This is a genomic window from Limnothrix redekei LRLZ20PSL1, from assembly GCF_043235035.1.
Taxonomy (GTDB): domain Bacteria; phylum Cyanobacteriota; class Cyanobacteriia; order CACIAM-69d; family CACIAM-69d; genus CACIAM-69d.
Genome location: NZ_JAZAQF010000022.1, coordinates 32,657 through 58,875, shown reverse-complemented (window position 1 = coordinate 58,875; position 26,219 = coordinate 32,657). Strand labels below are relative to the sequence as shown.

Here is a 26,219-nt window from a genome sequence, read left to right as displayed (position 1 = left end):
TTCACCCCTAGGATTTGCACTTGGCTCCTAGGTTGAGGGGAATTTGAATCAAAAACTCAGTTCCTTCACCCACCTGCGAAAAGCATTCCAGTTTGCCCTGGTGTTTTTCCACAACAATTTGGTAACTGATGGACATGCCCATCCCGGTTCCTTTCCCGATCGGCTTGGTGGTGAAAAATGGGTCAAAAATGCGCCGTTGGATGTCTAAAGGAATGCCGGGGCCATTATCAGCAATGCCTATCAACAGCCATTTAGATCGGATGTTGGGTTTGCTATCACTCAGTGAGGATCCGGTGGAATTGGTGGAGGGCAGTTCTATTTCTTGAATTCGAGTCCGAATCCGAATCCACTGACGATGGGCTTGCAAGTCTTGATAATCGCGGTTGGTGGTGGCTTCTTCAAGGGCATCAATGGCATTGCTCAGAATGTTCATGATCACTTGATTGAATTGGCCGGGATAGCACTCGATCGGGGGCAGATTGCCATATTCACGAATAATATCGATCGCGGGGCGATTGGCCTTGGCTTTTAAACGGTGCTTGAGGATCGTAATTGTGCTGTCAATGCCTTCGTGCAGATCTACGGCCTTTAATTCCGCTTCATCCAAACGCGAAAAATTGCGTAGTGACAACACAATCTCTCGAATGCGATCGCTCCCCACTTTCATAGAAGTCAAGATTTTCGTCAAATCTTCTTCTAAAAAATCCAACTCGATCGCCTCTTGTTCCTCTTGAATTTCTGCAACTGGCTCGGGATAGTACTTCGCGTATAACTGCAATAATCTCAACAAATCCTGAGCGTAGGTACGCACATGCTCCAGGTTGCCGTAGATAAAGTTCACCGGGTTATTAATTTCATGGGCAACCCCTGCCACTAATTGACCCAAACTGGACATTTTTTCGGACTGCACCAGTTGCAATTGGGTTCTTTGTAATTCACTCAGAGTGCGTTCCAGTCGATCGCGGGCTTCTGTCATGGCGGCCATTTGGGACAGGCTCGTCCAACAGGCGATCGCCACCCCCAAAAACGCCACCGTAATTAACACAATGCTGAACACGGCTCCGTGGCTACCGAAGGAAAATCGATCCAGCCCAGCCCGCGCGAACCAACCAATGCTGACCGCGCCACAAAGCAGCAGAATCAGCACCGTGACCTGAAACACCACCCAATCGCGTTGGATATTGATGGGCCTTGGGCGGTAGCGGTGACTCCACCAGGCCGGCTGGCAGAGGGCGATCGGGCAATTTCCCACCCCCTGGGCCGCCACGCCGACCGCCATGGGCAACAGCAAGCCAATCAGCCAATCTTGCCAGCCCCAAGCCAAGCCACCCACCACAAACACGATCACCTCCATGACCAAAAACAGCAGCGACCATCGGGGCCAGCGCACTTCCGGGCGTTTCCGTTGCAGCCACAGCCCCAAATGGATGCCCATCATGGCGCTGAGGTAACCTGTTCCGGTAACCATTACCACCCTCGACACATTACCCCAAGCCAAACAGAGCAAACTCACCCCCAAGGTGAACAACAGGCCCGGCTCCAAAACTCCGCGCGGCGAAACCACCGAAAACAGGGCCGGAAGATGGCGGTCTTGGGCTAACTGGTAAAGCACCCGGGGACAGTTGGAAACGGCCGTGGCGGAGCTGAGCAGGCAACCGGAAGCAATCAGAAACGTCACCAGGCCGGGCGTGAGGCTGCCCCAAAACGGCCCCGCTGTCGCCATTAGATGCAAATAGGCGCTGTCACCTAGCCGGGGAGAAATGGCCAACCGCGCCAACAACCACGACCCCAGGACATAAACAATGGGTAGCGCGATCGCGGCGGCCACCAAACAATCCAGCGTGCGGCGTGGTTGGCGACTGTCAGCTACAAAAGAGGAAGCCGTTTCACAGCCATATACCGCATAAATGGCCACAAAAAACCACTTGGCCCAATCTGTGAAACCAAGACTAAAGTTGGCCGACGAAAAAAGACCTGGACTTTGAGGCGAAAGGCTCAACCAACTGAAGCCTTGAAGGCAAAAAATTAACAGGCAACTAATAGCAGGTATGACAAAAAAGGCATGTAAAATTCCGACGGTTCGGGAGTTGCTAAAGGTGACAATATAGGGCAGCAGGGTGAATAAAATACGAAAGGCGGTGACCGGACAATCCACTCCCAGCGGTTCCAAGCTGACCTGAATTAAGTCGGTCAAAATGATGGCATTCATGGGCGGAACCGACACCCAACCTAGCCAATAGCCGATCGCGCTGTAGCGGGCTAAAAATGGGAACTTATGGAGTAACTGAGTGGCATAGTTTGGCGTTCCGCCCGATCGATCCTGATCATGAACTCCGAGCTGTCTGACCTGTAGATTCAGCAAGGTGCCAATCACTGCTCCCGGAATCCAAACCCACAGGGAGCCAAGCCCCAAGGCCGCATTCATGGCCGGTGCGGTTCCCAGCCAAAGCAACAAACCGCTGAAACCAAAACCCCAGGTTTCAATGGAACCCAAAGTGCGGGGCAATTTGAATGCAAACCGAGAGGATTGAGACATGGATCACAAAAATTCCGTAGACACTGAAAGTTTTTGCCGTTGCAAAAACTGACAAAAGTGAATAAAAGGACAATTTCTGACTGTCTATATTGAAAATGGACTTTGGATTTATGTGAAATATATAATACTCTACTATTGGAGATTTAAAATTAAAAGTGATCAAAAATTGTAGCTATAATAACCAAAGTAGTTCATCCAACAATTCATAAAATAATTTAACTACTACTTAGTTTAACGCCAATAGATGATTTACTGACAATCGAAGTTCAAATAAAGGTCAAAAATCCAGCCTTAGGGTGATTGAGATCCCCAATTTTCAGTGACTTGCTTTGAATATCCGTATTTTTTTAAACTTGTTTGGTTGCAAAACGCACCAAAATCAAAAAACTTAGTTTTAGATGAAGCATTGGTTGAAAAACTGATTAATTGTTCAGTAGTGATGATAGACAAGCGAAAAAACTAGATATTAATATGAAAAAATGAGAATGAATACCAAAATCAAATATTCCTTTATTGAGTATTTTTGAGTAATAGTGCCTGTGAGGTGATGATTTTCGGTAGCTGGTCGCTTACGCCGCAAGACTTTCACCGGCTCATCATTACTGAATTACGGCACTACCTTTTGAGTTAATCGTAATCTGGAAAGTCTAAATTATTTTAGATATAAATATGATTAAAAATTGTTCTTTAGAAATAATTGATTAATTGAATGTGAGCCAAATGTTAATCATAATTGATCTTGATTAATCCATGAGTTTATTAATATCTTGAGAGTTGTTGTTAAAACAAAGATCAATCAAAGAAATGGTTAAGTGAAAAATCCAAGATAACCTATTTGGTGAGCTAATCGACTCAAGACCTCGTAATCAATCAGAAATTGACCACTAATTCGTGATTTGGGTTGAATATTCCTGAAAAATTCTAGATTTGACGAATTTTCGACGAATTTTCGACGAATTTTTGGAACTGTCCACAAGCCAATTGTCTTTGAAATTCAGTAGTCTCGATCGGGCAACGCCAAAATAATTGTTTGATGACGGTCATTAGGAAATGAATATTGGGCATCAACCTGCTGAAGTTAGTTGTGCGGTTGAGATGTTGCAATGTTTGCTATGAGAAATCGATTTGCGAAGTTAGTTGATGGTGGAATAGGTTATGGGGAATTTGATCAGTTTGACCTTGTTTTGGGTATTTTTAAGTCAAATTAACGCAGAGATCTGGATAATGCTTGAGCCACGACCAATTGCGTTGGCTAGGCTGTGAGAAAAATAGGCATAGAAAACCAAAAGGTTGCCGTGAAATTACTGGGTTATGGGGAGATGGTGAATGCTGAGTGAGCAAACCCCAAGTACTGAGGTTCGGGCCGAGGGGCGCACAGAAGCAGGCGCGGAGGCACAACCGGTGACAGCAGGGCCGATCGACGATGGGGCGGTCACGATCGTGTACAGCGATGAGTTTTTGCTGCATGACACGGGCTGGGGCCACCCGGAGCGACCCGATCGCCTGAGGGCAATTGTGGCGGCCTTGCAAACGGCTCCCTTTGCCGATCGGCTCCGTTGGCATAGCCCCCAGTTAGTGCCCGCCAGCGATGCTCCGATCGACCCGCTCACCCAAGCCCTGCGGCGGGCCCATGAACCGGACTATATCCATCACGTGCGATTGCTGGCCAATCGGGGCGGTGGGCAACTGGAGGTTGACACGCCCATTTCTGCCCGTAGCTACGAGGTGGCTCGCTTGGCTGTGCAGGCCTGGCTGGATGGCATGGACGAGGCGATCGCAACGGGACAACCCGTGTTTGTGGCGGCGCGACCACCGGGCCACCATGCCCTGCGTCATCGGGGGATGGGGTTTTGCTTGTTTGCGAATGCGGCGATCGCGGCCTTGACGGCCCTGGAGGCGGGCCAGGCACAGCGAGTGGCGATCGTGGATTGGGATGTGCATCACGGCAACGGCACTGAGGCGATCGTGCGGGATCATCCCCAAATTGCCTACTGTTCCATTCACCAATCACCGGCCTATCCGGGCACGGGTCGCCCCGGAGTTGCCGATCGAGATTATCAACTGTTGAATTTGCCCGTGCCCCCGGGAGCCGACGGCAGCACCTATCAGGCCTTGGTTGAGGCGCAATTGTTGCCGTTCTTGCGGAACTTTGATCCCGATTTGTTGATCATTAGCGCGGGGTACGATGCCAATCGAGACGATCCGTTGGCGCAAATTCATCTCCAACCGGAGGATTATGGATGGCTGACGCGATCGCTCCTGGGCATTAGCCGTCGAATGGTGCTGGGGTTGGAGGGTGGCTACGATCTCAACAGTCTGGCGCGATCGGTCTATGAAACGATCCTGGCCTGTCTCTCGTCCTAACGAACAGCCAAGCGCTAGGATATGGCGTAGGGATGCTTGGCCACCCGGAGCGCTGAAAGCTAACCCCGTAGCCTAGAATGGGGGGAGCAGTCGAGCAATCTTGACCCGCTTGCTCGATCGTCAGCCGACAACTCAAGCAAATTGCCATCATGGCCAGCATGGAAGTTGGATTGGGGATCGACTGGGCCAAATTCCCCCGATCCTGTGGTTGTCATTAGCGCTGAATGGTTGCTTGGCAGCGCCAGTGAAGCCACTGCCCCCCAATCAAACTTTGAAACTGCAACTCCACTCAATTGCAGGGGCCAGTTCACCACCTTAGAAGAGGCAAGCTATGCTACACCGCAAGATTTATCAGCTCTGCTGTGACGGACAGGAAGTGTGCATATTCCTGCGCGATCAGCAGCGCTGGATCGAGCGCGCACAAATCCTTGACATTGAAGGCGACCTCGTGACCCTGCGCTACGAAACCGAAGAGGACGACGAAACCTGTGCTTGGGAAGAAATGGTGCGCCTCGAAAGTATCGGCTCGGTGACGCGCAAGCTTGCTTCGGTGTCTCGGCGCAGTGTCTTAGATCTGCCCGTAGCGGAAGAATGCCCGGAAGCGGAGCAAATTCGCAATCACTCGGATAAGAAGGACGCGGACAAGTAGCAGGGCGGGGAGGAAATTTTCTGGGAGATTTCCCGGTTTTTCTGTCCACAGCTAGCCCTATCAATGGGATTCGATTCCGGTAATTGAATCCAACCCAATCAAGCTGAGTACCAAGCTGAATAACGAAATGGGAACGACTGCCAACCAGTCGTTCCCATTTTTTGGGCCTCATTTTTTGGGCCTCTCAATTGGTCAGCAAATTGGGGCCTAGTGGGCCGGGCGGGTTTCAGCCGGTGTCTTTGAATGCTGATTTCTGAGTGCTGGTTTCTGAGTGCTGGTTTCTGAGTGCTGGTTTCTGGTCTGCTCAGCTTCCAGGTCGTGCGTTGACATCCTCCCCGTCCTAAAGGAGCGGGGATTCCGGCCCTAGGCAAACAACCGCAGTTGCTCGACTAGACCACGGGTTGACGCTTCACGGGCTGCTGCTGGCGAACCAGTCTGACGCTTGCCTCCACGTCCGTTTTGAGTCTCGGACTGCCCGCCCGCGACTTGGATATTGATGGCGGCATTCACATCGCGATCATGTACCGCACCACAGTGCATACACACCCACTCGCGTACATCAAGGGGTTTCTTGCCACCCAATTGGCCACAAGATGAACAGCGCTGACTGGTCGGCTCCCATCGGCTAATCACCTGGAAATCCCGCCCGTAGAATTTGGCGGAAGCTGTACCAGCCAGCATCAGAAATCGCCCGCGCCAACTTGCGGTTTTTGACCATGCCCGACACATTCAAATCTTCCAGAATGATCGCTTGGTTCTCGCGAACGATTCGGGTCGATAGCTTGTGCAGGAAGTCAGTTCGTTGATCCTTGATGCGGGCGTGAATCCGGGCCACCTTGCGTCGGGCTAGATATCGGCGCTTGCTGCCCTTAACCTTGCGGCTGAGGGATTTTTGAGCGCGGCGCAATCGCTTCAGGGATTTGGTTAGAGGCTTGGGACTTAGTACCTTTTCGCCTGTGGACAGAGTGGCGAAGGTTGTTAATCCTAAGTCGATACCAACTCCATCATTGATAGCCTTCAGAGCGATCAGATCCACTTCACAGACAAACGACGCGAAGTAGCGATCGGCTGCATCCTTGATGATCGTCACTGATGATGGATCCGATGGCAGTTCTCTTGACCACTTGACCCGCACACAACCGATCTTGGCTAGGTAAACTGAGTTGGGTTTAACCGAAAACCCATTGGTCGTGAATCGAATGGATTGAGTTGAGTGTTTCTTTTTGAACTTCGGAAACCCAATCTTGCGACCTTTCCGCTCACCCTTCAAGCTTTTGAAGAAATTGCGAAAAGCCAGATGGGCATCTTGCAAGGATTGAACTAACGGCACAGATGCAACTTCCGATAGCCATTCACGTTCAACGGTTAGCTTGGCTTGGGTGATGACTCGTTTCTGAATTTCAGTATCGCTAACTTTCTCCCCTTGCTAATAGAGTTCTTGACGCAACCGAATTGCATCGCTGTAGACCACACGAGCGCAGCCAAATGTTTTTGCCAGCATTAATCTTTGCAGGCGATTGGGATAAATTCGGTAGCGAAATCGTGCTTTCATAACTAACATTATCAGCGGGGTTAATCGAAAAAGCCGCCCTAGAAGGGCGGGGCTTGTACCCTTTCTTTTGGTCAAAAAGACTCTAAGCAAAGACCATCGGCGTAGGTGTTAGTTGGGAGCAGCGCTGGTTGCAGCATTGGGAAACAGTCGATCGCGCCCTTGGTCGATCAGGGTTTGGATGATGGTGCTTTGGCGGGTTTGCTCGAAGACGCGCCGCAGAATGGTGCTCAGACGATCGGGACTGAGCCAGTTTTCGCCCTCCGGTTGGCCGGCCCATTCCGCTTCCACATGGGCTTGGAACAGTTCCACCAAGCTCAGACCCGCCACTCGGGTCAGGTAGGCGGCACTGAGACCCTGAATTGCGCCGCCGGCCAGGTAGGTGAGGGCGCTGGTTTTGAGGGCGGTGGCGATCGCCTGGCTGCCCAGTTCCACCAACCCGAGCTTGAGCATGACTTCCCCGAGGGTTTGGGCGATCGCCTGGGCTCGATCGAGGGAAAACCGTTGCTGATAAATCTGGCCCAAGTCCATCACCAATTGGCCATTAATTGCCGCCGTGGCCAACAAGTCCAGGCCAGGCAGCGGATTGGCAAAGGCCGTGGCAGCGGCGATCCATTGGCTTTGCTCGATCGCTCCGATGGCGCGATCGCGTCGATCGGTTTTGAGGGTGGTTTGCCACTGCTGCGTCATTTGCCGAGTTCGCCGCAGGGTGGTGCGCCACCGCCAGCGATCGCCCTCTGCCATGAGCGTGTTTTGCAAGCCGGTGACCAAGGCTCCCAAGTCCGGCTCCGGCTGCTCCAAGAATTCTTGCACCGTACCATCGGCCGCATGTTTCCGGACTTTGATCGCAGCCGGTGCGGCGGCGGTGGGGATGATGGCCGTGGGGGGCAATTGCCCATGGAGCCGATGTTGAATGGTGGTTAACACGGTGTCGCGATCGGCGGGCAGGTAGCGATCGGCCTTGTTGAAGACCACGATTGGGGCCTGCTCGTGAGCCAACAGCCATTCCAAAGTTTCGTATTCCGTTTCGGTAATGTCGCCCGCTGTCACAAACAGGGCCCGATCGGCCTGGAGGGCCAAGTCCAGCGTGATCGGATCTTGGGTTTCGCCCCCCACAAACAGGCTGGGCAGTTCTTGGTAGTCGATCGCCAGGGCCGCCGTGCCCAAGCTGTTGACCAACGCTGATTTACCAACGGCGGGGCCTCCCAAAATCGCCAGGGCCAGGCGCGATCGATCTAAATCTTGGGTCAGGCGATCGAGTTGGGTTTGCCAATCTTGAGCCGCAAAAGTGGGTAGTTCTGCCGCCACCAAATTCAGTAGGCCTTGGGCCCGCGCGATCGCCCGTTCCGCAGCAGCTCGATCGAGGGTGCTCGGCTCCGTCACCGGGGCCACCGGGAGCGATCGTCGTCGCGTTAACCACAGGCCCGCGCCCACGGCCACGGCTCCGGCCGGCAGCCAACTGCCCAGCCCATGGAGCACTTGGTTCAGCACCTCCAGCGCCAACCACACCCCGGCAACCCCCGCACCCAGCAGCCAAAGGGGTTTATCAGTCAGGGATTTGGAGAGGGGCAGCGCCATGAATCTGGCTCCTTTGAAGAAATAGGCAAGGGGGGAAGGACGGCGGCCATGGCAATCGCGCAGCGGCCGTGCAACCGAATTTTAGCGGACGAGTTTTCCGGTCGTTGCGATCAATTAAGAATCTCTACGTTTCGGGCGCGTCGGGGTCGATCGGGTTGGTGGGTGGGTTCCGGGAGCGGGACGCTGGGCCGATCGGGCCACCACCACCACCGCCGCCACCGTCCAGCCGCCCGCCCGCAGGCTGTTGCTGGCCGCTTGAACTGTGGCCCCGGAGGTGTAGATATCATCCAGCAAAATCACCGATCGGGGGCGTTGTTGCCCCAGACCCGGCCCCAAGGCAAAGGCCCCCTGCACATTGGCTGCTCGATCGCCCTGGCCTAAGCCAAATTGCGCTTGGGTATCCCGAATCCGTTGCAGGCCATTGGGGATCAGACGATGGCCGGTTACATCACAAAAATGCTTGGCCAACAATTCCGCCTGATTAAAGCCGCGTTTTTGCAGTCGAGATTCATGGAGCGGAATCGGGATCACCCAAGGGGCCGCTTGATCGAGCTGTTGCCAAGGGGTTGCAATTGCCCGATCGGTTCCCGGTGCCAGCCACAGACGACCCAAACCCTGGCCCAAGGTTGCGGCCAGTTTGGGATGTCCTTCGTATTTCAGGGCCGCGATCGCCCGTTTCAGGGAGCCGTCATAAAGCCCCCAAGCCAGGAACAGGGGAGCCGACGAAACGAGGGCAGAGGGCAAGCGGCCCCACCGTTGCTCAAGGGGCAGTTGACTGGCGAGCAGGCGACGATCGCAGGCGAGGCAGAGGCCTTGGTGCTTGGCCGGGCGATCGCATAGCTCACAGGATCGCTGCCAAACCAAATCCGACAGGGCCTCAATTGATCGGCTCACCCAAGATTTCGCCACAGACCACCCCAAACGTTACCCTTGAAATCGGTTTTGAAATCAGTTAATGAATCCATCATCTCGCATAAACATGAAAAGCGTTAATTTCATAACGATCCCAGCCCTTGAATCGATAGCCATCCCGTAGCTATTTCGATCGTTTTCCAGAGCGCCGGACGGCCGTGATATGGTTTGGGCAACTTTTTCGATGGGTTCGATCGCTTGGCTTGGGTTCTGCCCTCGATCAAGATGCTCTCAAGATGTGCTCAACATCCGGGGCGACGGAATTCGGGGCGGCAAAATTGAAAACAATTCAAGACGATCGAGCAGGGCCACAACAACCAGCCCAACCCAAGCACAGTAGACAAACGCATTGCACGAAGGGGTTTTGATGGTGACGAGTTCCAGTGCAACCCAGGGCAAAACCCACTGGGCGATCGCGATCGGGATTGGTCAATATCCTCTATTGCCGCCACTGCCCGAAGCGGAGTCCCACGTGGTCACCGTGGCCCAGGCTTGGCAAAGCCAAACGAGTGGCTTGGCGGGAACCCAATATCGAACCGTGATCTTGAGCGATCGCTCCTTGTCCCTGCTCGATCGCCCCACCTATCCCAATCGCGAAAATCTGGAATATTGGCTGGATTTTGCCGCCACGGAATTGGTAAACCCCGGTGATACCCTTTGGTGTTTTTTCAGTGGCTATGGGGTGAGTCATCGCGATCGGGATTATTTGCTACCCATCGAAGCCAGCCTGGATCGGGCGGCAACGGCGGGGATTCCCCTGCGGCGAGTTTGTGAATATTTGAAATTGGCGAGCGATCGGGTTGGCCCTGGTGGTCAGGTGCTGTTGGTTTTGGACTTGAGCCGGCCGCCCACCGAAAACCTGGCCCCGGTGGGCGGTGAAATTCCCCTTTTGGCCCAAGAAATGGGGTTGTCGATTTTGTTGGCAGAACCGGGGGCGGGTCGCCAAAGCAGCGGCCTGTTGGCTCCGGCCCTGGCGGCGGCCCTGGGCCAATCCCAGGGGATGAATCTCTATGCCCTTTCACGGTTTTTGCGGGAAACGACCCGCGCCTTAGCCCAGGAGCAGGGCCGAGTTGCGCCCCAGGTGCAAGTGTTTGCCCATCCCCACGAGCGGCTCTATGAAACGGTGGTGGGGCGCATGATGCCAGAGCCGCCGCTCCCGATCGAGTCCTTTGTGGTGTTTCCGGCCAGTGCGCCGGCCTTGGCTGCGGAACCTTCGATCGCCCCTCTGGGCAATGGGTCGCCCAGTGATTCACCGCCTGATCCCCAGCTCGATTACCCAGTCAATCAACCCAACTCACAGCCCAATTTGCAATCCAATTCACAACCCGACCAACCGCCAGAACTGGGCGTGTTTGGGTCAGATCAGGTGCAAAGTCCGGCTTTGGATGATGAGGCGCTCGATCGATTCGCGTCCGCCGCCAATTTGCCCGATGCTTGGGCCACGGAACCCAGTGCCTTTGAGGCGCTGTTTGCCAATGATTGGGTTCCAGCGGAAGAGGCGCAACCGGGACTGGCCACACCGAACCCCTTCACATCGGCTGTGCCCAACGGCGATCGCCCGGCGGAGTCAGGCAACTTGCGGCCCCCAAGTGCGATCGCGCCCGTGCTCCCGATCGAGGCGACGCATTCCAACAGTTCCCCCCCGCCCAACGCCCTGCCGCCGGAACCGATTCCCGAGTCCCAGCGAGATTTGGCCCTGATTGGCCCGCTCACGGCTGGTCTTAGCGCCAGTGACTTGGCCTTTGCGCGCCAGTTGGTGACTTGGTTGGGAATTTTGGGAATTGTGCTGTTGGCGGCCGTGGTGGCCCGCAACTATGCGGCCCTGTTTGGAGCCAGCATCACGGCCCCAACGCCCAGCCCGGCCGCCCCTTTTGGAGCGAATATACCCCCCGCTACCCCGCTGCCCGCGCCGGCCAATGGGGCATCGCCCCCCACCGGCTCCCGGACGTTGCCGCCGCCGGAACCTAGCCCTTTGGCGAGTCCCCAGCCTGCTCCCGTTGCTCAGTCGGGGTTGCCTAACCCAAAACCCAGCCCCCAAGTCAGTCCTAACCCCAGCCCCACGCCGCCGGCCGCCAGCCCTACCGGGGTGAACCAATTGAACTTGGCACGGATCCCGATCGGGACGAATCAGGCTTCGGAATTTGGCAAAGCAATTTTGCGGGCCCGAGAAATCAAACCGGGAGATCCGGGCTATGGCCAGGCCCAGCAGGCGATCGACCGCTGGAGCCGGGTAATTTTGGACTTGGCCAAGGGGCGGGCCCTCAATGGCGACTTTGGCGGGGCGATCGCGGCGGCCAAAATTGTTGCGCCCGATCAGGGTGAGGTGTACCAAGAGGCACGCAGCTCGATCGCCCAATGGCAAACCCTCCAGCAGCAACAGGCCAATAACCGCGCCATTTTGCAAAAAGCCGCCGGCCAAATTCAGCTTAATCAAGCCTCCAGCTATAACCGGGCGATCGACCTGGCCCGCAGCGTGCCCGTGAACCAACCGGGATATCCCGCCGCCCGCGACCAAATCAATCTTTGGAGCCAAGAAATTTTCAAAATTGCCCAAGGTCGCGCTAATGCCAACCAACTGGCCGCTGCCATCCAAACGGCCAGCCTAGTGCCACCCAACACGGCGGCCTATGCCAGCGCCCAACAGGCGATCGCCCAATGGAAAAAACGCGCTCCCGCCCGCTAACGGATGTTGAGAAGATGCCCTAAAGATATGAAACCGGGACGGCAGCGATCGCGATTCTTGGTGAGAGTTAGCCTACTCAAACCCCCTAAACACATCGCATGAGTTGTACTCGATAGTGAGAGTTAACTGGCTTAAACCCCCTAAACAAATCGCGTGAGCTGTACCCGATAGCGATCTTTCTTGGTGGTGGCAATTTCCCCGATCGAGAGGCGGCCCTTGCCCGCCAACACCACCAGATCCCCCGATTTCAGCAAATGGCTGGGGCTGGTGATGTCTTTCCAGTTCACCCGCACATCGCCCCCGGAAATTGCCTCCGCCATTTTGCTACGGGAGATGCCAAACCCGGCGGAGGCGATCGCATCTAGGCGCAAAGAAGCCTCCACCGTCGTCATTTCCTTTTTCTTGGGTTCGCGAACCTTCAGTTCACCGAGGGGAATGGCGCGGGTCTTCACCGGCACTGATCGCACTTGAGTGAGATTTAGCTCCAAAAATTCCACCACCTCCGGCGCAACCAGGGCTTGGGCCCCGCGTTCCCCCTGCACCAACAAATCGCCCACCTTGTCACGCACCAACCCCGTTCCCAACAGGGCCCCCAAAAAATCGCGATGGGTGGCCGGGTCAAACAAAAAATTCCCGGCAATTTCCAAGGCTGCCACCTCGATCGCGTCTGCGATCAGCGGCAGTTCCGATCGGGCAAAAGCCACCCGCTGCCGTTCCGCTTGGGGATAGCCCCCCCAAGGCATGAACACCACTTCCGACAAGCCACTGAAGACGGTTTGGATGTCGGCAATTTCCGGCGGTGACAAAAAATCGCTCACGGCCGGTTCCCAGGTTTTTAGGCTCTGGTCTGCCAGGTCGATCGCCCGGGCGATCGTTTCTCGGTGGGTTGCACGTTTCAGCAGGGTTTCGCGAGGTAGCACGGTCTTTTTGAAGTCAGCGTTGGAGTCAGCGGATGCGGCAAAAACAGCAAAAACAGCGAATCAAAACCAGCGAAGCCAAGACCGCCTGTTGATTAGCCCTAGCTGTTCAAGCCAATCTTGGGTTAAAAAATACGGTAGCGTTGTCCATACGATTATTAACCCCATCCCATTGCCGTGATGCAAGCCGACGGATTGAACGGTCAAGCAGCCCCAGCGGAAATTGCCCGCTTGCGTGATGAACTGCAAATGCGCGATCGCTTGGTACAGCAGCTTTCGCAGGAACTGTTCCGCTTGGTGAAGGGCAATGCGGGCCTGGTGCCCACCTCCGACCAGCCAGAGCGCCATCAGGCGGAATTGCAGGCCCTGCGCGATCGGGTGCGGGAAGTGGAAGAACAGGTGGGTTTTTATCAAGATCAATTGGCCGATCGAGACGCGGAAATCTACCAATTACGCCAGTCAGTGCAAGAACTGGGCGATCGCAGCCGGATGCTGGAGCAAACGATTCAGGAGTTGCCCAACGTCTATCGCTCCAAGTTTGAAGAACGCCTGAGCGCCATCAAAGAGCGCGTGGGCCAACTGCAACAGGAAAACCGCAACCTACAAGCAGAATTACAAAGCGTCAGCTATCGACTCGCGGTCAGCAGTCGTCGCCCCGGAAGTCTTGACCTCCCCGAATTTGCCGGCGAAACTCCATGACCTGTTTAAGAGTTTGGATCGATCGGGCGGATTCGCTAGCCGCTGGGGATTGGTTGTCGGTGGCGCTCGATCGCTTGAAGGCCGTGGCGGTTGACCTGCGGCTTGACCTGCAGATCGTTGTGGTGGGTGATGAAACCCCTTTGCCCGGCGGCCCAGGGGCGATCGACTGTCCCCTAACGTTACGAATCTTGGAGGATGATCGCTTTCCGGTGGACTGGGTTCACCGTTCCACCTGGGTGACCTGCGCGGCGGTTGAGAGCTTGCGATCGCGGGTGACGGCGGAATTAGATTGGCCCAACGGCGAGGGTCAGTTGTGGTTACCCCTGATCGTGACCGCCAAGGGGCCTCTGTATGGTGAAGCGATTGCCCTCGGCGCGGAGCCTGGCTCAACGGGTCAGTTCCTTCAGCCCCATCACCTGTCCGATCGCGATCGACAGGCGGCCTATCGGTTGGGTTTTGAGCTAATGAATTGGCTCCGGCTCGCGCCCGGTCTGTATCTGATGCAATTTGGGTTCGATCGCCCGGACAAAGATCCAAATCCCGTCTATTTCGATCGGCTGTTGCCTTTCCCGGCGGCCCCCGCGATCGCCAGCATTGGAGTCCAAACGCCCGACCTGTTTGAGTGCCATCTCCGTTGCTTGCTGCATCAGCCGCTCCGGGAAGTCGCTATTCTATAGCCATTGTCTTTAGCTGATTGATGCTTGGGCTGATTGACGATTGGTGCAATTCAGTTCAATTCAATTCAGCTCAATTCAACTCAATTCAACAAACTGCATCCTAGCCCCGCGAACTGGGCGATCGAGTCTTTCCCAATTCTGGGCAATCGATCGCCAGGTTGAACCTGATCCCATGGCAATTCAACTTTGAACCGTTTTGAGCATCTGTAGCTGGGCTAAGTAGAACCAAATCATGAACGCAGAGGGATTCGTACAACTGAGTTGGGCGATCGGCTCGATCGTCCTGGCCGAAATCGTGCGCGATTTTTATCATGTGGCCGGCCACTATTGGGAACCGCTCCAACGGGCCCACAACATGCACCACAAGGTCTATCGCCGTGACCTAACCATCAGCAGCCTTGATACCTATTACAAAGCTCAATTGGCCAACGATGCGCCCGAAGCGGCCACCATGGCTTCGGTGGTGGGGCTGACGGCGGCGGTGTCAGGTCAGTGGGGAATGTGGCTTGGTTGCATTTATTCCCTGGGCTTTTTGGCCACGGCGATCGCCCGATCTCGTGGCTACCTGATGGAAACCGACCTAACCCACAAGGCGGGCGACCTGGATAGCAACCCCTCCGTCTGGACGGTGAATCGCACCTACCATTGGCGACACCATTTTGATTCGGGCAATGCCTATTACTGTGGGTCTTTGACGTTGGTGGATAAGCTGCTGGGCACAGCCCTGTCCCTGAAGGGCAAAACAATCGCGATTACCGGGGCATCGGGCAGCATGGGCCGGGCCCTGATTGCCGTGTTGCAACGCCGAGGGGCGAGGTTGGTGGCCCTGACAACGCGCGAAGGAACCACCTTTGAGGGCAATGTGCGGGTGGTCACTTGGCGATCGGGCGAAGAGGCGGCCCTGCGCGAAACCCTGGCCAATGTGGATATTTTGATCATTAACCATGGGGTGAATCAGGGCGATCGCTCGGCGGCGGCCGTGGCCCAAGCGCTGGAGGTGAACACTCTGTCGGCTTGGCGGTTGATGGAGCTATTTTTTGAGACGGTCACCAAATCGGAACACCGGGCCCTGAAGGAAGTTTGGGTCAACACCTCCGAGGCGGAAGTGAACCCGGCGTTTAGCCCCCTGTATGAGCTATCGAAACGGGCGATCGGGGATTTGATCACCCTGCGGCGCTTGGATGCGCCCTGTGTGGTGCGGAAGCTGATTCTTGGCCCGTTCAAGAGCGATCTCAACCCGATCGGGATTATGTCGGCGGGGTGGGTTGCACGGGCGATCGTGGCCCTGGCGGAACGGGATGTGCGCAACATCATCGTGACGATCAATCCCTTGACCTATCTGCTCTTTCCGATCAAAGAGTTGGCAAAATCGCTCTACTTCCGTGCCTTCGCCAAGCCCGATCGCGCCTAGGTTGCCGCTTGAAAACCCCCATCCAGCCTGATGGCCAACTGATGGTCAAATGCTGGCCGGGTCGATCGCCCCCGTTCACCCGATCGGCATCATTGGGGCTAAAGGGTAAATCAAGAAGCCGCTTCGGTGCATTGGTAGTGGCGTAAACGATAGCCCGTGGGTCGGCGGCGTTCCTTCGCTCGCTCGCACCCATAGGCTTCCAAGTCCAAGGCGGGCGACAGGTCAACTGTCCATAGGTCAAAGGGGCGGGCCTGCTGCTGAATCACTTGGGCTAAGGGTGATTGGGCATCGGCCCGATCGCTCGCCTCTTGCAGCATTAAAAATTGCGGGGCGAATTGGGGCGAATTCGAGGACTGGGCCGGGCGCTGATGGGTTGGTGGCGCTTGTCGTCGTTGCCACTCGTAGGCGATCGCCACCGTGCCGCGAATTTCGGCATAGGTTTCAATGTGACTGACGAGCAAGGGGGTATGGGTCGATCGCCCTTCGATCTGCTCCCACAGGCGATCGACCTGCCGCGACTTCAAAAAGCCCCAATTGTTGGCCACCGCCAAGCTCCCCAACAGACTGACGACCAGGATCGCGACCATCGCTGATCGCCCCGACCCCTGCCACCGCCCGATCGAAAGGGGAGCGCGATCGGTCGATCGCTGACCCAGGGCCAACCCCACCCCCAAAACCACCAGCGGGAAATGCACAAACTGGTATCGGGGAGCGACGCTGAGGTCACCCCGATCACTGTAAATCGACAGCAGCATGAGCACCAACGGCCCCACGATCCCAATGCTGATTGCCCACCACAGCGGCGCAGGACGGGCCAAACCCGATCGCCAAATGGGCCCGATCATCCGCAGCAGCAATCCCAGAACGGCCAACAGGGCGATCGCGCTGCCCAGGATCACCGGCAGGGGCTGCTGTTCCACCGGCAGCAACACCACCATGGTTGCCAACCAAGCCAGCAACCGCAGGGGCGGCAAGAACCATTCCGCCGGACTCAGATCCTCTCGAATCCAAGCGGTGAGTTCACTTTCGGAGGCTCCCGCCATGGCCGGCAACCAAGCGGCCGCCAGGGCGATTTGGGCCAGCGCAATCACCCCCATTACGCGCCAGGGCCGCCCCCGAAGGATTGACCACCCCTGCGATTGCCCTTGGCTCCAAGCTAACCAGCCGATCGCCAGCCCCTGGGCCGCAATCCCCAACAGACAAAAATAGTGAGTGGCCAGGCTGAGGCCATTCCCCAGCACCCAGGTAATTCCCAAGCCCCAACCGGGCGATCGCCCCTGATGCAACCGATGAACGGCTCCGAAGGTGGCGGCCCAAGTGCCGATCGCCCATAGAATCGCCAGGGTGTAGTGTCGGGCCTCTTGGGCCATGGCCACCCCATAGGGCGACAGGGCTAACAGGGCCGCCACCCCGTGGGCCATCCAAAGGGCCGCCACAGGCCGATCGGTGGGCTGTGGGGTCGCTGCGCCGTCTTGGGGGGGAGCCAGGTGACCCGCCAGCCATTGGGCAAGCCAGAATCCGGCGGGAATTGCCACACAACCCAACAGGGCACTGAGCGATCGAGCCGTGGCCAAGTCCACCAAACCACCTGCCGGGGTGAGCGCCCTCAGCCAGCCATGCATCAACCCAAAAAAGAGGGGCGGATGGGTGCTTTGGGCCGCTAAACGGGCGATCGTTTCACCCAGCCCCACGGTGGGTTGCACTCGCAAGGGTTCCAAGAGTTCCGCCAAGCTGACCAGCCGATCGAGCGGCAAATGATCAAACCCGTTGCCCAGCCCGAACCCGATCGAGGCCACTTCAATGCTGGATGGCGGTTTGCCCCCCAAATTCCAAAACCGCACCAGGGCCCCCAGCAATGTCCATCCCAGGACGGCCCAACCCGATCGCCAAAAAGCAACCTGCCCGATCGCCCCGAGCATGGTTGAGGAGCCTTGCGGGCCGCGCCATTTGCCAATCATGGCTGCTGAGGATCCTGGGGATCCCGTCGATCGCTCAAGTTTCGATCGCTCAAGTTTCGATCGCCCAAATCGAGCACCAAGGAAAATTTCCCCGACCAGGATCCCAAATGCACCAACAGCGCCCACAAAAACAGGGTGGTTCCCAGCATTTCCGCCACCTCTTCCACCACCGTCAGTAGGGCATAGGTCAGGTTTTGTTGCCCCTGATCGGCGGAATAGGCTCCGCCCACCATCTCCATCAGCAACGCCCCAGAAACATACAAACAGCCCGCCAACAGCGATCGACCGCGTAACTTGGGGGGGAGCTGTCGCCAAAAGGGCCAAAATCGCCAAGCCCCCCAACCCACGGCGATCGCCGCCGGAATCACCCAAATTTGCTTCAAAAAGCCCGGCAACCCTGCCCATTTCGCCAAATTGGGCAAGATCAAAATTTCATGGATACTGAACCACTCATCCAGGGCCAAAAAGGTGAAAATGCCACCCAACAGCCGCCAGGAGGGGGCCCAGCGATCGCCCAAGGCGGCCGCTCGCTGGCCGATCGCCCGGAGCAACAGAGCACAGCTCCCCAATAAACCCGTGGAAAACAACGAGGGCAGGTTGTATTCCCGATCGAGGTTAAACAGCCTTGTCCAGCCTTCGCGATAGCCAAAGGCATATTTCGCCACCTGCACCGCCGTTCCCGCCAGGGTCAACAGCACCACCGCGACCAGCAACCAACCCAGCACCCGCCGCGCCGACAGGGCAACTTTCAACTCCATTACCGCACATCGCCCGATCGCGACCAGAGAGGGGCCCCAATTATAGGCAAGTGCGCTATGGTTGCGGCTCCAGGGTCATTTCTAAGTTACCGGTCATCAGGGCCGTGCCCACGCCGGGTAACCCTTCCATTTCCGATCGCACCTTCAGGGACAAATTCGATTGGGTGGGAACCACACGGTTGAAGTTCATCTGAATTTGACCCGAACCATTGGCCTGATACGACCGTAGGGAAGGGGCTTGCTCCGGGGCCAGGCCGGGAATGGTGAGCTTTTGGGGTGGAGCCGTCTGTTCAGCGGTCACGCTCAACACCACCCGATCGGGCGTGATTTCCACCACCTGATAAACCGCTCGCTGCTGAATTCGCAGCCCCCCGGATTCAATTTCCGTGACACTTTGCCAGCGCCCTCCAACCCCGATCGGCTCGGCGGGAAATTCGATGTTGCTGTTGCGAATCGATTCGGTCATTTGGCCGAGGCTGGCCTGCAAAGGGGCCGAAAGCTCGCCGTCCGCCAGCACATTCACCTTCGACAGTTTCCCCCGATCGTCCCCCTCCACCTGAATTTGAATTCGCTCCAGTTCTCGGGCGGTGCTGTCCATGGCCTGCTGCACGAAGGACATTTCCGGCGGCGCAATCATTTCGATCTTGGGATAGCGCAGGGTGTAGCTCACTTGGCCATCGGTGGCCACCTGATTGATGGTGATTTCCGTCAGCAGGCGCATTTCCGGCACGGGCATCGGCATCGGCTGTTGGCCCGCCAGGGTCAGTTGCATTTGGCTTTTCATTACCAATAACGATCGCTGCTGATCGCCCTGTTGAAGGCGCAATCGCAAGGATTGCCGATCGCCCTGACCCGTTTCTAGCAGGGTGATTTGCGGTGGGGCAATTTGTGTTTGCAGCGTCATTTCCGAGCGAGCGGAGCCGGTGCTCTCTGGGGCGGCGGGGGTGTTTGCCCAGGCGGCGGGAGCGGTGATCGGCGCGATCGCCATCAACAATCCCAGCGCACGTCCTTGCCAGCGCGATCGAGCCATGGTGTGTTTCCTGGTGTGAAATTTTAATTGGAATGATTTGAAGTCAGGGCGCGAGATTTTGATCTCAACGGCGGGGATGGGCACGACTCTGAAACCCGTTTCCACCATAGCAACCGACTTCAAGGAACGGTTGGCGGTTCCGGTGGCTCGCTATGCCTTGCCCATTCGTGGCGTTGATTTTCCTGAATGCTTGGATTCTTGCTTGAATTCTTACAGCCTTTACCTTGCTTACTAAGTACAATCGCTCGTAGGGTGAGCACTGCCCACCTCATAATTGCTCCCTCGCATCTGCAATATGGCGTACCAATCGTTCTAGGTAAAGGCTGTAGGTTCTGAGATTCTTGTTGATTCGAGTCGATCAAGGGGACTCTTTGGACGACACCTCGATCGGGATGGGAGCCAACTTGGGATGGATTGATCGCAACTTCTGGGCAATCACCGCCCGCTGATTCACCAGGTAGATGCTAACCAGCGTCAGCAAAACACTCGCCGTTTGCACCGTGCTGAGCACTTCCCCCAAAAACCAATTGCCAAACAGGAGGGCAAACACCGGCGTGAGAAAGGTCAAAGCGCTGAGGCTGGTTAGGTTGCCCTTGGAGGCAAAAAAGAAAAAGACCCCATAGGAAACCGCGCTGCCAAAGAGGGTGGAATAGCCGATCGACCCCCAATCGGCCAGGGTCAAGCTTTGCCATTGGTTCACCTCAAATGCTGCCGACAGCCCAAACAGGGGCATTCCGCCAAAGACCATGTGCCAACCCGTGGCCACCACCGGATCCACATACTGACTCATCGGCCGCACCATCACCGTCCCGATCGCCATGGACAGGGCCGCCAACAGCATCCACCAAAAGCCACTGCCCCAGAGGTTATTCAACAAGGCCGCTAGCCCCTGCCCGATCGCCCCGGAATTCCAGCCAATCGCCCCGTTTTGCCAGAGCGCTTGCCAGGCCGTGCCGTTCAACAACTGCAAAACCCATTCATCGGGCAGCCCTACACCGGCAATGCCCACCACCCCCAGCAGCAGCCCCAACCAACCGAAGGGCCCGATTTGCTCCCGATAGAGCCAGCGGGCCATCAGGGCCACCGCCAGGGGCTGTGAGTCAATGGTCACGGAGCCTAACCCAGCTCCCGTGCGAGCCAGCCCTTGGGCCAAAAAGCCTTGGAACAGGGCCCCATCCACCAGGGCAAAGGCCGCCACCCAGGCCCACCCGATCCAGCTTATGGGTTTGAGGCGATCGGTCAGGGCCGCCACCCCCAAAATCAACAATCCCGCTGGCACCAGCCGCAACCCTGCCAAGAAAAAGGGGCTGGTGTGGTCAAGGGTGCCTTTCATGGCCACCATGGCTGTGCCCCAAAAGAAAAAGGGTGAAATTAGCAGCAGCCACCCCCACCAGGATTGCAGCGATGATTGGGGATTGACGGGTTGGGCGGTCATGGCTGGGATCAATTACTTGATCAATAACTTTAAGAAATATTAACTAAACCCTAGAATTGTATCCACTCCTTTGGTGTCGAGACGGCAATTCCCATGTGGCCTTTCAAGCCCAATACTCGTAAACAACTCGCGCGCATTGAAATCTCCGGGGCGATCGCCGGGGGCACTCGTCAACGGGTGCTGAAGGCCCTGAAGGTGGTGAAAGAGCGCAAATATCCCGGTTTGTTGCTGCGGATCGATAGCCCTGGCGGTACGGTGGGAGATTCTCAGGAAATCTACAGCGCTCTGAAGGAATTGGGCGAAACCACCAAGATCGTGGCCAGTTTTGGCAATATTTCCGCGTCCGGTGGGGTCTACATTGGCATGGGGGCGCACCAGATTGTGGCGAACCCCGGCACTATTACCGGCAGCATCGGCGTAATTATCCGAGGCAACAACATCGAATCCTTGCTGGATAAGGTGGGGGTTTCCTTCAAGGTGATTAAGTCTGGGCCCTATAAGGACATCCTGGCGTTCGATCGCCCCATGAGCGACGAAGAACGCCAAATCCTGCAATCCCTGATTGACAACAGCTATCACCAGTTTGTGCAGACCGTGGCCCAATCGCGAAATTTGCCGCCGGAAACGGTGTGCAGCTTTGCCGATGGGCGAATTTTTACCGGAGAGCAGGCTAAGGAATTGGGCTTAATCGATCGCCTGGGCACGGAGGAGGATGCCCGCCGCTGGTTGGCAGACTTGACCAAGCTGGATCCGGAGAAGGTGGTGGTGCAAACGATCGAGGAGCGCAAACCCCCCTTAGCCCGGTTGCTGAATTCCGATGGCCGGGCAACGGGGGCGATCGGCCCCTGGGCTGGGCCTCAGGTTGATCGGGCCCTCAGCACCCTGGACTTTGAGCTGGCCACCAACGGTGTTCCCCTCTGGCTCTATCGCCCCTAGACGCACGGCATCGTGGGCGCACAATCGTGCATCCTCCATGCCAAATCGCAATCCGGGTAGGGGCGCATAGCGGTGTGCCCTCCGGTTACGCCCCAATTACGCCCCAAGTAATTACCGAAAGTCATTACCGAAAAAAGCGGGTTAGGCGATCGCCGCCGTTTGCAAATCCAACACCGTTTGGCGGGCCCAGCGATCGGCCTCCAGGATGTCTTCCAAGGTCGGCTGGGTTCGATTGTCCGCCCGGTGGCGATCGCAAGCCTTTTCAATCAGCTTCGGAATATCCAGGAAATGCACCTTTTCCTCCAGGAACAGGGCCACCGCCTGCTCATTGGCCGCATTCAACACCGCTGGCATGGATCCCCCGGCTCGACCCGCCGCATAGGCCAAATCCATGCAGGGATATTTCGCGCGATCGGGCGCACGGAATGTTAAATCGCCCGCCTTCACCAAATCCAACGTTTCCCAATTCGTATAAATCCGCTCCGGGTAAGACAAGGCATAGAGCAACGGCAGCCGCATATCTGGCCAACCCAACTGAGCCAACACCGATGTATCTTGCAGCTCAATCAGCGAGTGAATAATGCTTTGGGGATGAATCACGATATCAATGCCGTCATAGTCCATCCCAAACAGGAAATGGGCTTCAATCACCTCCAAGCCCTTGTTCATCAGGGTGGCTGAATCCACCGTGATCTTGCGGCCCATCGACCAGTTGGGATGCTTCAGCGCATCGGCCACCGTCACTTGAGCCAGCCGCTCCACCGGCCAATCCCGGAAGGCCCCACCCGAAGCCGTCAGCAAAATGCGACGGAGGCCCCCCTGAGGTACCCCTTGCAGGCATTGAAAAATGGCGGAATGTTCAGAATCGGCCGGCAACAGCTTCACCCCATGCTTTTGCACTAGAGGCAACACCACCGGGCCACCCGCAATCAGGGTTTCCTTATTCGCCAAGGCGATATCTTTCCCCGCTTCGATCGCCGCGATCGTGGGCAACAACCCGGCACAGCCCACAATCCCCGTGACCACCACCTCCGAATCCCCGTAGCCTGCCACCTCCACGATGCCCGCTTCTCCGGTCACCAGTTGGGGTTGGGGATCTAAATCTGCGATCGCCTCTTGCAGTTCCGCCAGCTTGCTCCCATCCCGCAACGCCACAATTTCGGGCCGAAACTGTCGCACCTGTTCCGCCAACAGGGTCACATTGCTGCCCGCCGCCAGACCCACCACCCGGAATCGATCGGGATATTGGGACACAATATCCAGGGTTTGGGTTCCAATCGAGCCGGTGGAACCCAGAAGAGTAATTGCTTTCACGGTTTCTAAACCCATTTCTTTGAAACTCATTTCTTTGAAACTCATTGATTTTGGAATGGCCCGTTGCGGTGGATGGCTGTTATTTTGAATGGCTGCGGGTGGGTTACTGTGGGGGCTGCTGTGGCGTTGAGCAGATTCCTCCCAATATTAGGATGGTGTGCGCCAGGGGCGATCGTTCGTGTTCTCACGCCCGATATATGTCCCCGATATATGTCAAAAAAGGGGGGAATCGATCGCAAAATTCATCCCTCTGCGATTCATCCTCAACGGCGCGAGAGGCTCGGCAATATGCCACGCTTTAGGGGCAAGCCCAACCCGTGACCTCGATGCTGGGCCTTGCTGTTTTTGTGCCATTGCCCGCCTTGCCGATCGTTTTGTCAAACTCCGCATCTTCACAACCCTGCCCTTGTTGCCATGTTGAGCCGTCCCGATTCCAACCCCACGCCCCCACCCCCACCATCAAGGGGGCCGCGGCCATCCCTCCAGCGCATTGCCGCCACCCTGCAACTGGGCGGTTGGATTGGGTTTTGGGTGCAATTAGCCCTCGGGTTAGCCGCCATTTTGTTGTTGCTGATTGCCGTGCCGGGACTGGCGGGCCAAGGGGCTGCCCAAGGGGTCAGCATCGGCATTTTTTGGGCCACCTGTGGCGTAATTGTGGCGGCATTCAACACGGTTTTATCTTTTCGATATACCCGAATTGCCAAGGGATTAATTCATAAAACTAGCGAACCGCAACCCCGCAAAATCGAAACAATTCAATTGTTGAGAATGGGCATTTATGCGGGCATGATCGGGGTGGTTTTAACCCTAATTGGCTCCGGTGTGGCGGTCTATGTTTTGGTCTCGAAAGCAGTATCCCAGCCGGCCGGGGTGGCTATTACCGATCCCACTAAAATTGTCCGACCTTTGGATGTGTTTGTGGTGGTGGCCAACTTGGCGGGAATTTCTGCCAACTTTATGGGCATGGTGATTTCCCTATGGCTCTATGACCGAATTGATCGCCCTTCCAGTTAAGAAACTGATGCATCGAGTAGACGGGCACAAACACTGATCTCATTGAGAAGATTTTTATGGAAAGTGGCATGAATTTGGATTGGCTGTTGGGTACTCTGGCCGGTGGAATTGTTTTGGGTGGGCTTTGGATGTTGGCCAGTGGAATGAAAGCGATGAATGATGAGCAAAATAAAAAATCTAAATAATCAAGAAGAATGATTAGGAGGAATGGTTGAGAAAAGTAATTTCGAGAAATTGCTGAAAAAGTATCCATTTCAATCATTCATTCTAGTCATCAATCTCAGTAAAATTAACACTGGCAATCGACAACCTAAAACCATGAGTACCGCTGACAACTTTCGAATTGAGAAGGATTCGATGGGGGAATGGCAAATTCCCGATACGGTCTATTACGGAATTCAAACTTGCCGGGCGATCGAGAATTTCCCCATTAGCGGCCTTAAACCGTTGCCCACTTATGTTGATGCCTGTTTGCTGATCAAAAAAGCCACCGCGATCGCCAATGCAGAATTGGGCTGTATTTCGGAAGAATTAGGCCAATCGATCGTGCAAGCGGCCGATGAAATTTTGCAAGGTCAATTGCGCGATCAATTTGTGGTGGATGTTTACCAAGCGGGGGCCGGTACTTCCCATCACATGAATGTGAATGAAGTCTTGGCCAATCGAGCCTTGGAACTGTTGGGCGATCGCAAGGGCAACTATGGCCGTGTCAGTCCTAATGATCACGTGAATTATGGGCAGTCAACCAATGATGTGATTCCGACGGCCATTCGGATTGGGGGGCTGTTGGCGCTCGATCGCACCCTGTTTCCAGCCCTCAAAAAGGCGATCGCTGCCATGGAAGCTAAGGCGATCGCTTTCCAAGAAATTGTTAAATCTGGCCGCACCCACTTGCAGGACGCAGTGCCCGTGCGATTGGGCGAAAGCTTCCGGGCTTGGGCTTATATTTTGCGCGATCATGAGCGACGAATTACCACGGCGGCGGAAGATTTGCGCGTCTTGGGATTGGGCGGCAGCGCTGCGGGAACCGGGATGAACACCCATCCGCAATATCGCTTCCGAGTCGCTGAATTACTCTCAGAATTGATTGGGCAACCACTGCGATCGGCTCCCCATTTGATGGCGGTCATGCAAAGTATGGCTCCTTTTGTGAATGTGTCCGGTTCGATTCGGAATTTGGCTCAGGATTTGGCCAAGATTTCCCATGATTTGCGCCTGATGGATTCGGGGCCCAAAACCGGATTTAAGGAAATTCAATTGCCGCCTGTGCAGCCAGGATCGTCAATCATGCCGGGTAAATATAATCCGGTGATGGCGGAGATGACTTCAATGGTTTGTTTCCAAGTGATGGGCTATGACCAGGCGATCGCCCTGGCAGCCCAAGCGGGGCAACTGGAATTGAATGTGATGATGCCGTTGATTGCCTACAATCTGATTCAAAGTATTGAGATTTTGGGCAACACGATCGCCGCTTTGAGCGATCGCTGTTTGGTGGGCATTGAAGCCAATCCCGATCGCTGTTTGCACTATGCCGAAGGAAGCTTGGCCCTGGTGACAGCGCTGAATACGCACATTGGCTATTTGAATGCCGCCGCGATCGCCAAAGAATCCCTAGAAACGGGTAAATCTCTGCGCCAATTGGTTTTGGAAAAAGGGCTAATGGATGAGGCCCAGTTGGCGGAAGTGTTGGATTTGGAAACCATGAGCCAAATGCCGAATCCAACGGCCTAGGGTTTGAACGGCTCGATCGCCCGAACTGCGCTTTGGGTGGCACAATTGGCAGCCCAGTTTTGAGCAAA

General features: G+C 55.9%; 20 protein-coding genes and 1 pseudogene. 11 read left to right on the top strand and 10 right to left on the bottom strand.

The features are described 5' to 3' along the window. Positions 1 to 7 precede the first annotated feature (7 nt). Positions 8 to 2,536: an ATP-binding protein gene (locus tag VPK24_RS04425; RefSeq protein WP_393010906.1), complete on the bottom strand. Its 2,529-nt coding sequence runs from the start codon at positions 2,534 to 2,536 to the stop codon at positions 8 to 10. A 1,326-nt stretch (positions 2,537 to 3,862) separates the two neighbouring features. On the opposite strand from VPK24_RS04425, the gene VPK24_RS04420 reads away from it, so the two are divergent. Together VPK24_RS04420 and VPK24_RS04415 are read left to right on the top strand one after the other, a co-directional pair. After that, positions 3,863 to 4,900, top strand: coding sequence for a histone deacetylase family protein (locus VPK24_RS04420; protein ID WP_393010905.1), 1,038 nt, complete (start codon positions 3,863 to 3,865; stop codon positions 4,898 to 4,900). A 331-nt stretch (positions 4,901 to 5,231) separates the two neighbouring features. Next, positions 5,232 to 5,549, top strand: a complete 318-nt coding sequence (locus VPK24_RS04415; RefSeq protein WP_099532785.1) for a DUF6679 family protein — start codon at positions 5,232 to 5,234, stop codon at positions 5,547 to 5,549. A 363-nt stretch (positions 5,550 to 5,912) separates the two neighbouring features. Here the strand turns inward: VPK24_RS04415 and VPK24_RS04410 are convergent. From VPK24_RS04410 to VPK24_RS04400, 3 genes and pseudogenes are all read right to left on the bottom strand, one after another. Further along, positions 5,913 to 7,101, bottom strand: a pseudogene (locus VPK24_RS04410) (RNA-guided endonuclease InsQ/TnpB family protein). A gap of 108 nt (positions 7,102 to 7,209) precedes the next feature. Next, positions 7,210 to 8,676 carry a slr1306 family protein gene (locus VPK24_RS04405; RefSeq protein ID WP_393010904.1) on the bottom strand — a complete coding sequence of 489 codons (1,467 nt, stop codon included), beginning with the start codon at positions 8,674 to 8,676 and terminating at the stop codon, positions 7,210 to 7,212. 114 nt (positions 8,677 to 8,790) lie between these two features. Continuing rightward, positions 8,791 to 9,570: a ComF family protein gene (locus VPK24_RS04400; RefSeq protein WP_393010903.1), complete on the bottom strand. Its 780-nt coding sequence runs from the start codon at positions 9,568 to 9,570 to the stop codon at positions 8,791 to 8,793. A 385-nt stretch (positions 9,571 to 9,955) separates the two neighbouring features. Between VPK24_RS04400 and VPK24_RS04395 the strand changes: the two genes are divergently transcribed. Next, positions 9,956 to 12,271, top strand: coding sequence for a caspase family protein (locus VPK24_RS04395; protein ID WP_393010902.1), 2,316 nt, complete (start codon positions 9,956 to 9,958; stop codon positions 12,269 to 12,271). A 140-nt stretch (positions 12,272 to 12,411) separates the two neighbouring features. Here the strand turns inward: VPK24_RS04395 and VPK24_RS04390 are convergent, their stop codons facing one another. Further along, on the bottom strand, positions 12,412 to 13,191 hold the full coding sequence (locus VPK24_RS04390; RefSeq protein ID WP_393010901.1) for a photosystem II S4 domain protein: 780 nt from the start codon (positions 13,189 to 13,191) through the stop codon (positions 12,412 to 12,414). 177 nt (positions 13,192 to 13,368) lie between these two features. Here VPK24_RS04390 and VPK24_RS04385 point away from each other — a divergent pair, with 177 nt between their 5' ends. The 3 genes from VPK24_RS04385 (at position 13,369) to VPK24_RS04375 (ending at position 15,975) form a co-directional block, all read left to right on the top strand. Continuing rightward, positions 13,369 to 13,887 carry an Npun_F5560 family protein gene (locus tag VPK24_RS04385; protein ID WP_393010900.1) on the top strand — a complete coding sequence of 173 codons (519 nt, stop codon included), beginning with the start codon at positions 13,369 to 13,371 and terminating at the stop codon, positions 13,885 to 13,887. Continuing rightward, entirely contained in the window at positions 13,884 to 14,564 is a 681-nt protein-coding gene (locus tag VPK24_RS04380) for a hypothetical protein (RefSeq protein WP_393010899.1), read from the top strand. The genes VPK24_RS04385 and VPK24_RS04380 overlap by 4 nt, the downstream gene beginning before the upstream one ends. A gap of 232 nt (positions 14,565 to 14,796) precedes the next feature. After that, on the top strand, positions 14,797 to 15,975 hold the full coding sequence (locus VPK24_RS04375) for a bifunctional sterol desaturase/short chain dehydrogenase (protein WP_393010898.1): 1,179 nt from the start codon (positions 14,797 to 14,799) through the stop codon (positions 15,973 to 15,975). Between the two features lie 110 nt (positions 15,976 to 16,085). Here VPK24_RS04375 and VPK24_RS04370 read toward each other — a convergent pair whose 3' ends face one another. The 3 genes from VPK24_RS04370 to VPK24_RS04360 are packed head-to-tail and all read right to left on the bottom strand — an operon-like array spanning position 16,086 to position 19,721. Next, positions 16,086 to 17,933, bottom strand: a complete 1,848-nt coding sequence (locus VPK24_RS04370; RefSeq protein ID WP_393010897.1) for a glycosyltransferase family 39 protein — start codon at positions 17,931 to 17,933, stop codon at positions 16,086 to 16,088. Beyond that, the gene (locus VPK24_RS04365) at positions 17,930 to 18,691 is read right to left on the bottom strand and encodes a hypothetical protein (RefSeq protein WP_393010896.1); all 762 of its coding nucleotides are present in this window, start codon (positions 18,689 to 18,691) and stop codon (positions 17,930 to 17,932) included. The genes VPK24_RS04370 and VPK24_RS04365 overlap by 4 nt, the downstream gene beginning before the upstream one ends. A 55-nt stretch (positions 18,692 to 18,746) precedes the next feature. Continuing rightward, the gene (locus VPK24_RS04360) at positions 18,747 to 19,721 is read right to left on the bottom strand and encodes a hypothetical protein (RefSeq protein WP_393010895.1); all 975 of its coding nucleotides are present in this window, start codon (positions 19,719 to 19,721) and stop codon (positions 18,747 to 18,749) included. A 76-nt stretch (positions 19,722 to 19,797) separates the two neighbouring features. Between VPK24_RS04360 and VPK24_RS04355 the strand changes: the two genes are divergently transcribed. After that, positions 19,798 to 19,956 (top strand): hypothetical protein, encoded by a 159-nt coding sequence (locus VPK24_RS04355; RefSeq protein ID WP_393010894.1) that lies wholly within the window; start codon positions 19,798 to 19,800, stop codon positions 19,954 to 19,956. 123 nt (positions 19,957 to 20,079) lie between these two features. On the opposite strand, the gene VPK24_RS04350 is transcribed toward VPK24_RS04355, so the two are convergent. Next, positions 20,080 to 21,156 (bottom strand): DMT family transporter, encoded by a 1,077-nt coding sequence (locus VPK24_RS04350; protein WP_393010893.1) that lies wholly within the window; start codon positions 21,154 to 21,156, stop codon positions 20,080 to 20,082. Between the two features lie 93 nt (positions 21,157 to 21,249). On the opposite strand from VPK24_RS04350, the gene sppA reads away from it, so the two are divergent. Then, positions 21,250 to 22,092 carry a signal peptide peptidase SppA gene (gene sppA, locus VPK24_RS04345; protein WP_393010892.1) on the top strand — a complete coding sequence of 281 codons (843 nt, stop codon included), beginning with the start codon at positions 21,250 to 21,252 and terminating at the stop codon, positions 22,090 to 22,092. Positions 22,093 to 22,233: 141 nt separating this feature from the next. On the opposite strand, the gene dxr is transcribed toward sppA, so the two are convergent. Further along, on the bottom strand, positions 22,234 to 23,406 hold the full coding sequence (gene dxr, locus VPK24_RS04340) for a 1-deoxy-D-xylulose-5-phosphate reductoisomerase (protein WP_190353958.1): 1,173 nt from the start codon (positions 23,404 to 23,406) through the stop codon (positions 22,234 to 22,236). A gap of 414 nt (positions 23,407 to 23,820) precedes the next feature. On the opposite strand from dxr, the gene VPK24_RS04335 reads away from it, so the two are divergent. The 3 genes from VPK24_RS04335 (at position 23,821) to VPK24_RS04325 (ending at position 26,151) form a co-directional block, all read left to right on the top strand. Further along, positions 23,821 to 24,420 carry a DUF3611 family protein gene (locus VPK24_RS04335; RefSeq protein ID WP_393010891.1) on the top strand — a complete coding sequence of 200 codons (600 nt, stop codon included), beginning with the start codon at positions 23,821 to 23,823 and terminating at the stop codon, positions 24,418 to 24,420. A 56-nt stretch (positions 24,421 to 24,476) separates the two neighbouring features. Further along, positions 24,477 to 24,605, top strand: coding sequence for a hypothetical protein (locus VPK24_RS04330; RefSeq protein WP_393010890.1), 129 nt, complete (start codon positions 24,477 to 24,479; stop codon positions 24,603 to 24,605). A 133-nt stretch (positions 24,606 to 24,738) separates the two neighbouring features. Then, positions 24,739 to 26,151, top strand: a complete 1,413-nt coding sequence (locus tag VPK24_RS04325; RefSeq protein ID WP_393010889.1) for an aspartate ammonia-lyase — start codon at positions 24,739 to 24,741, stop codon at positions 26,149 to 26,151. Positions 26,152 to 26,219: the final 68 nt, after the last annotated feature.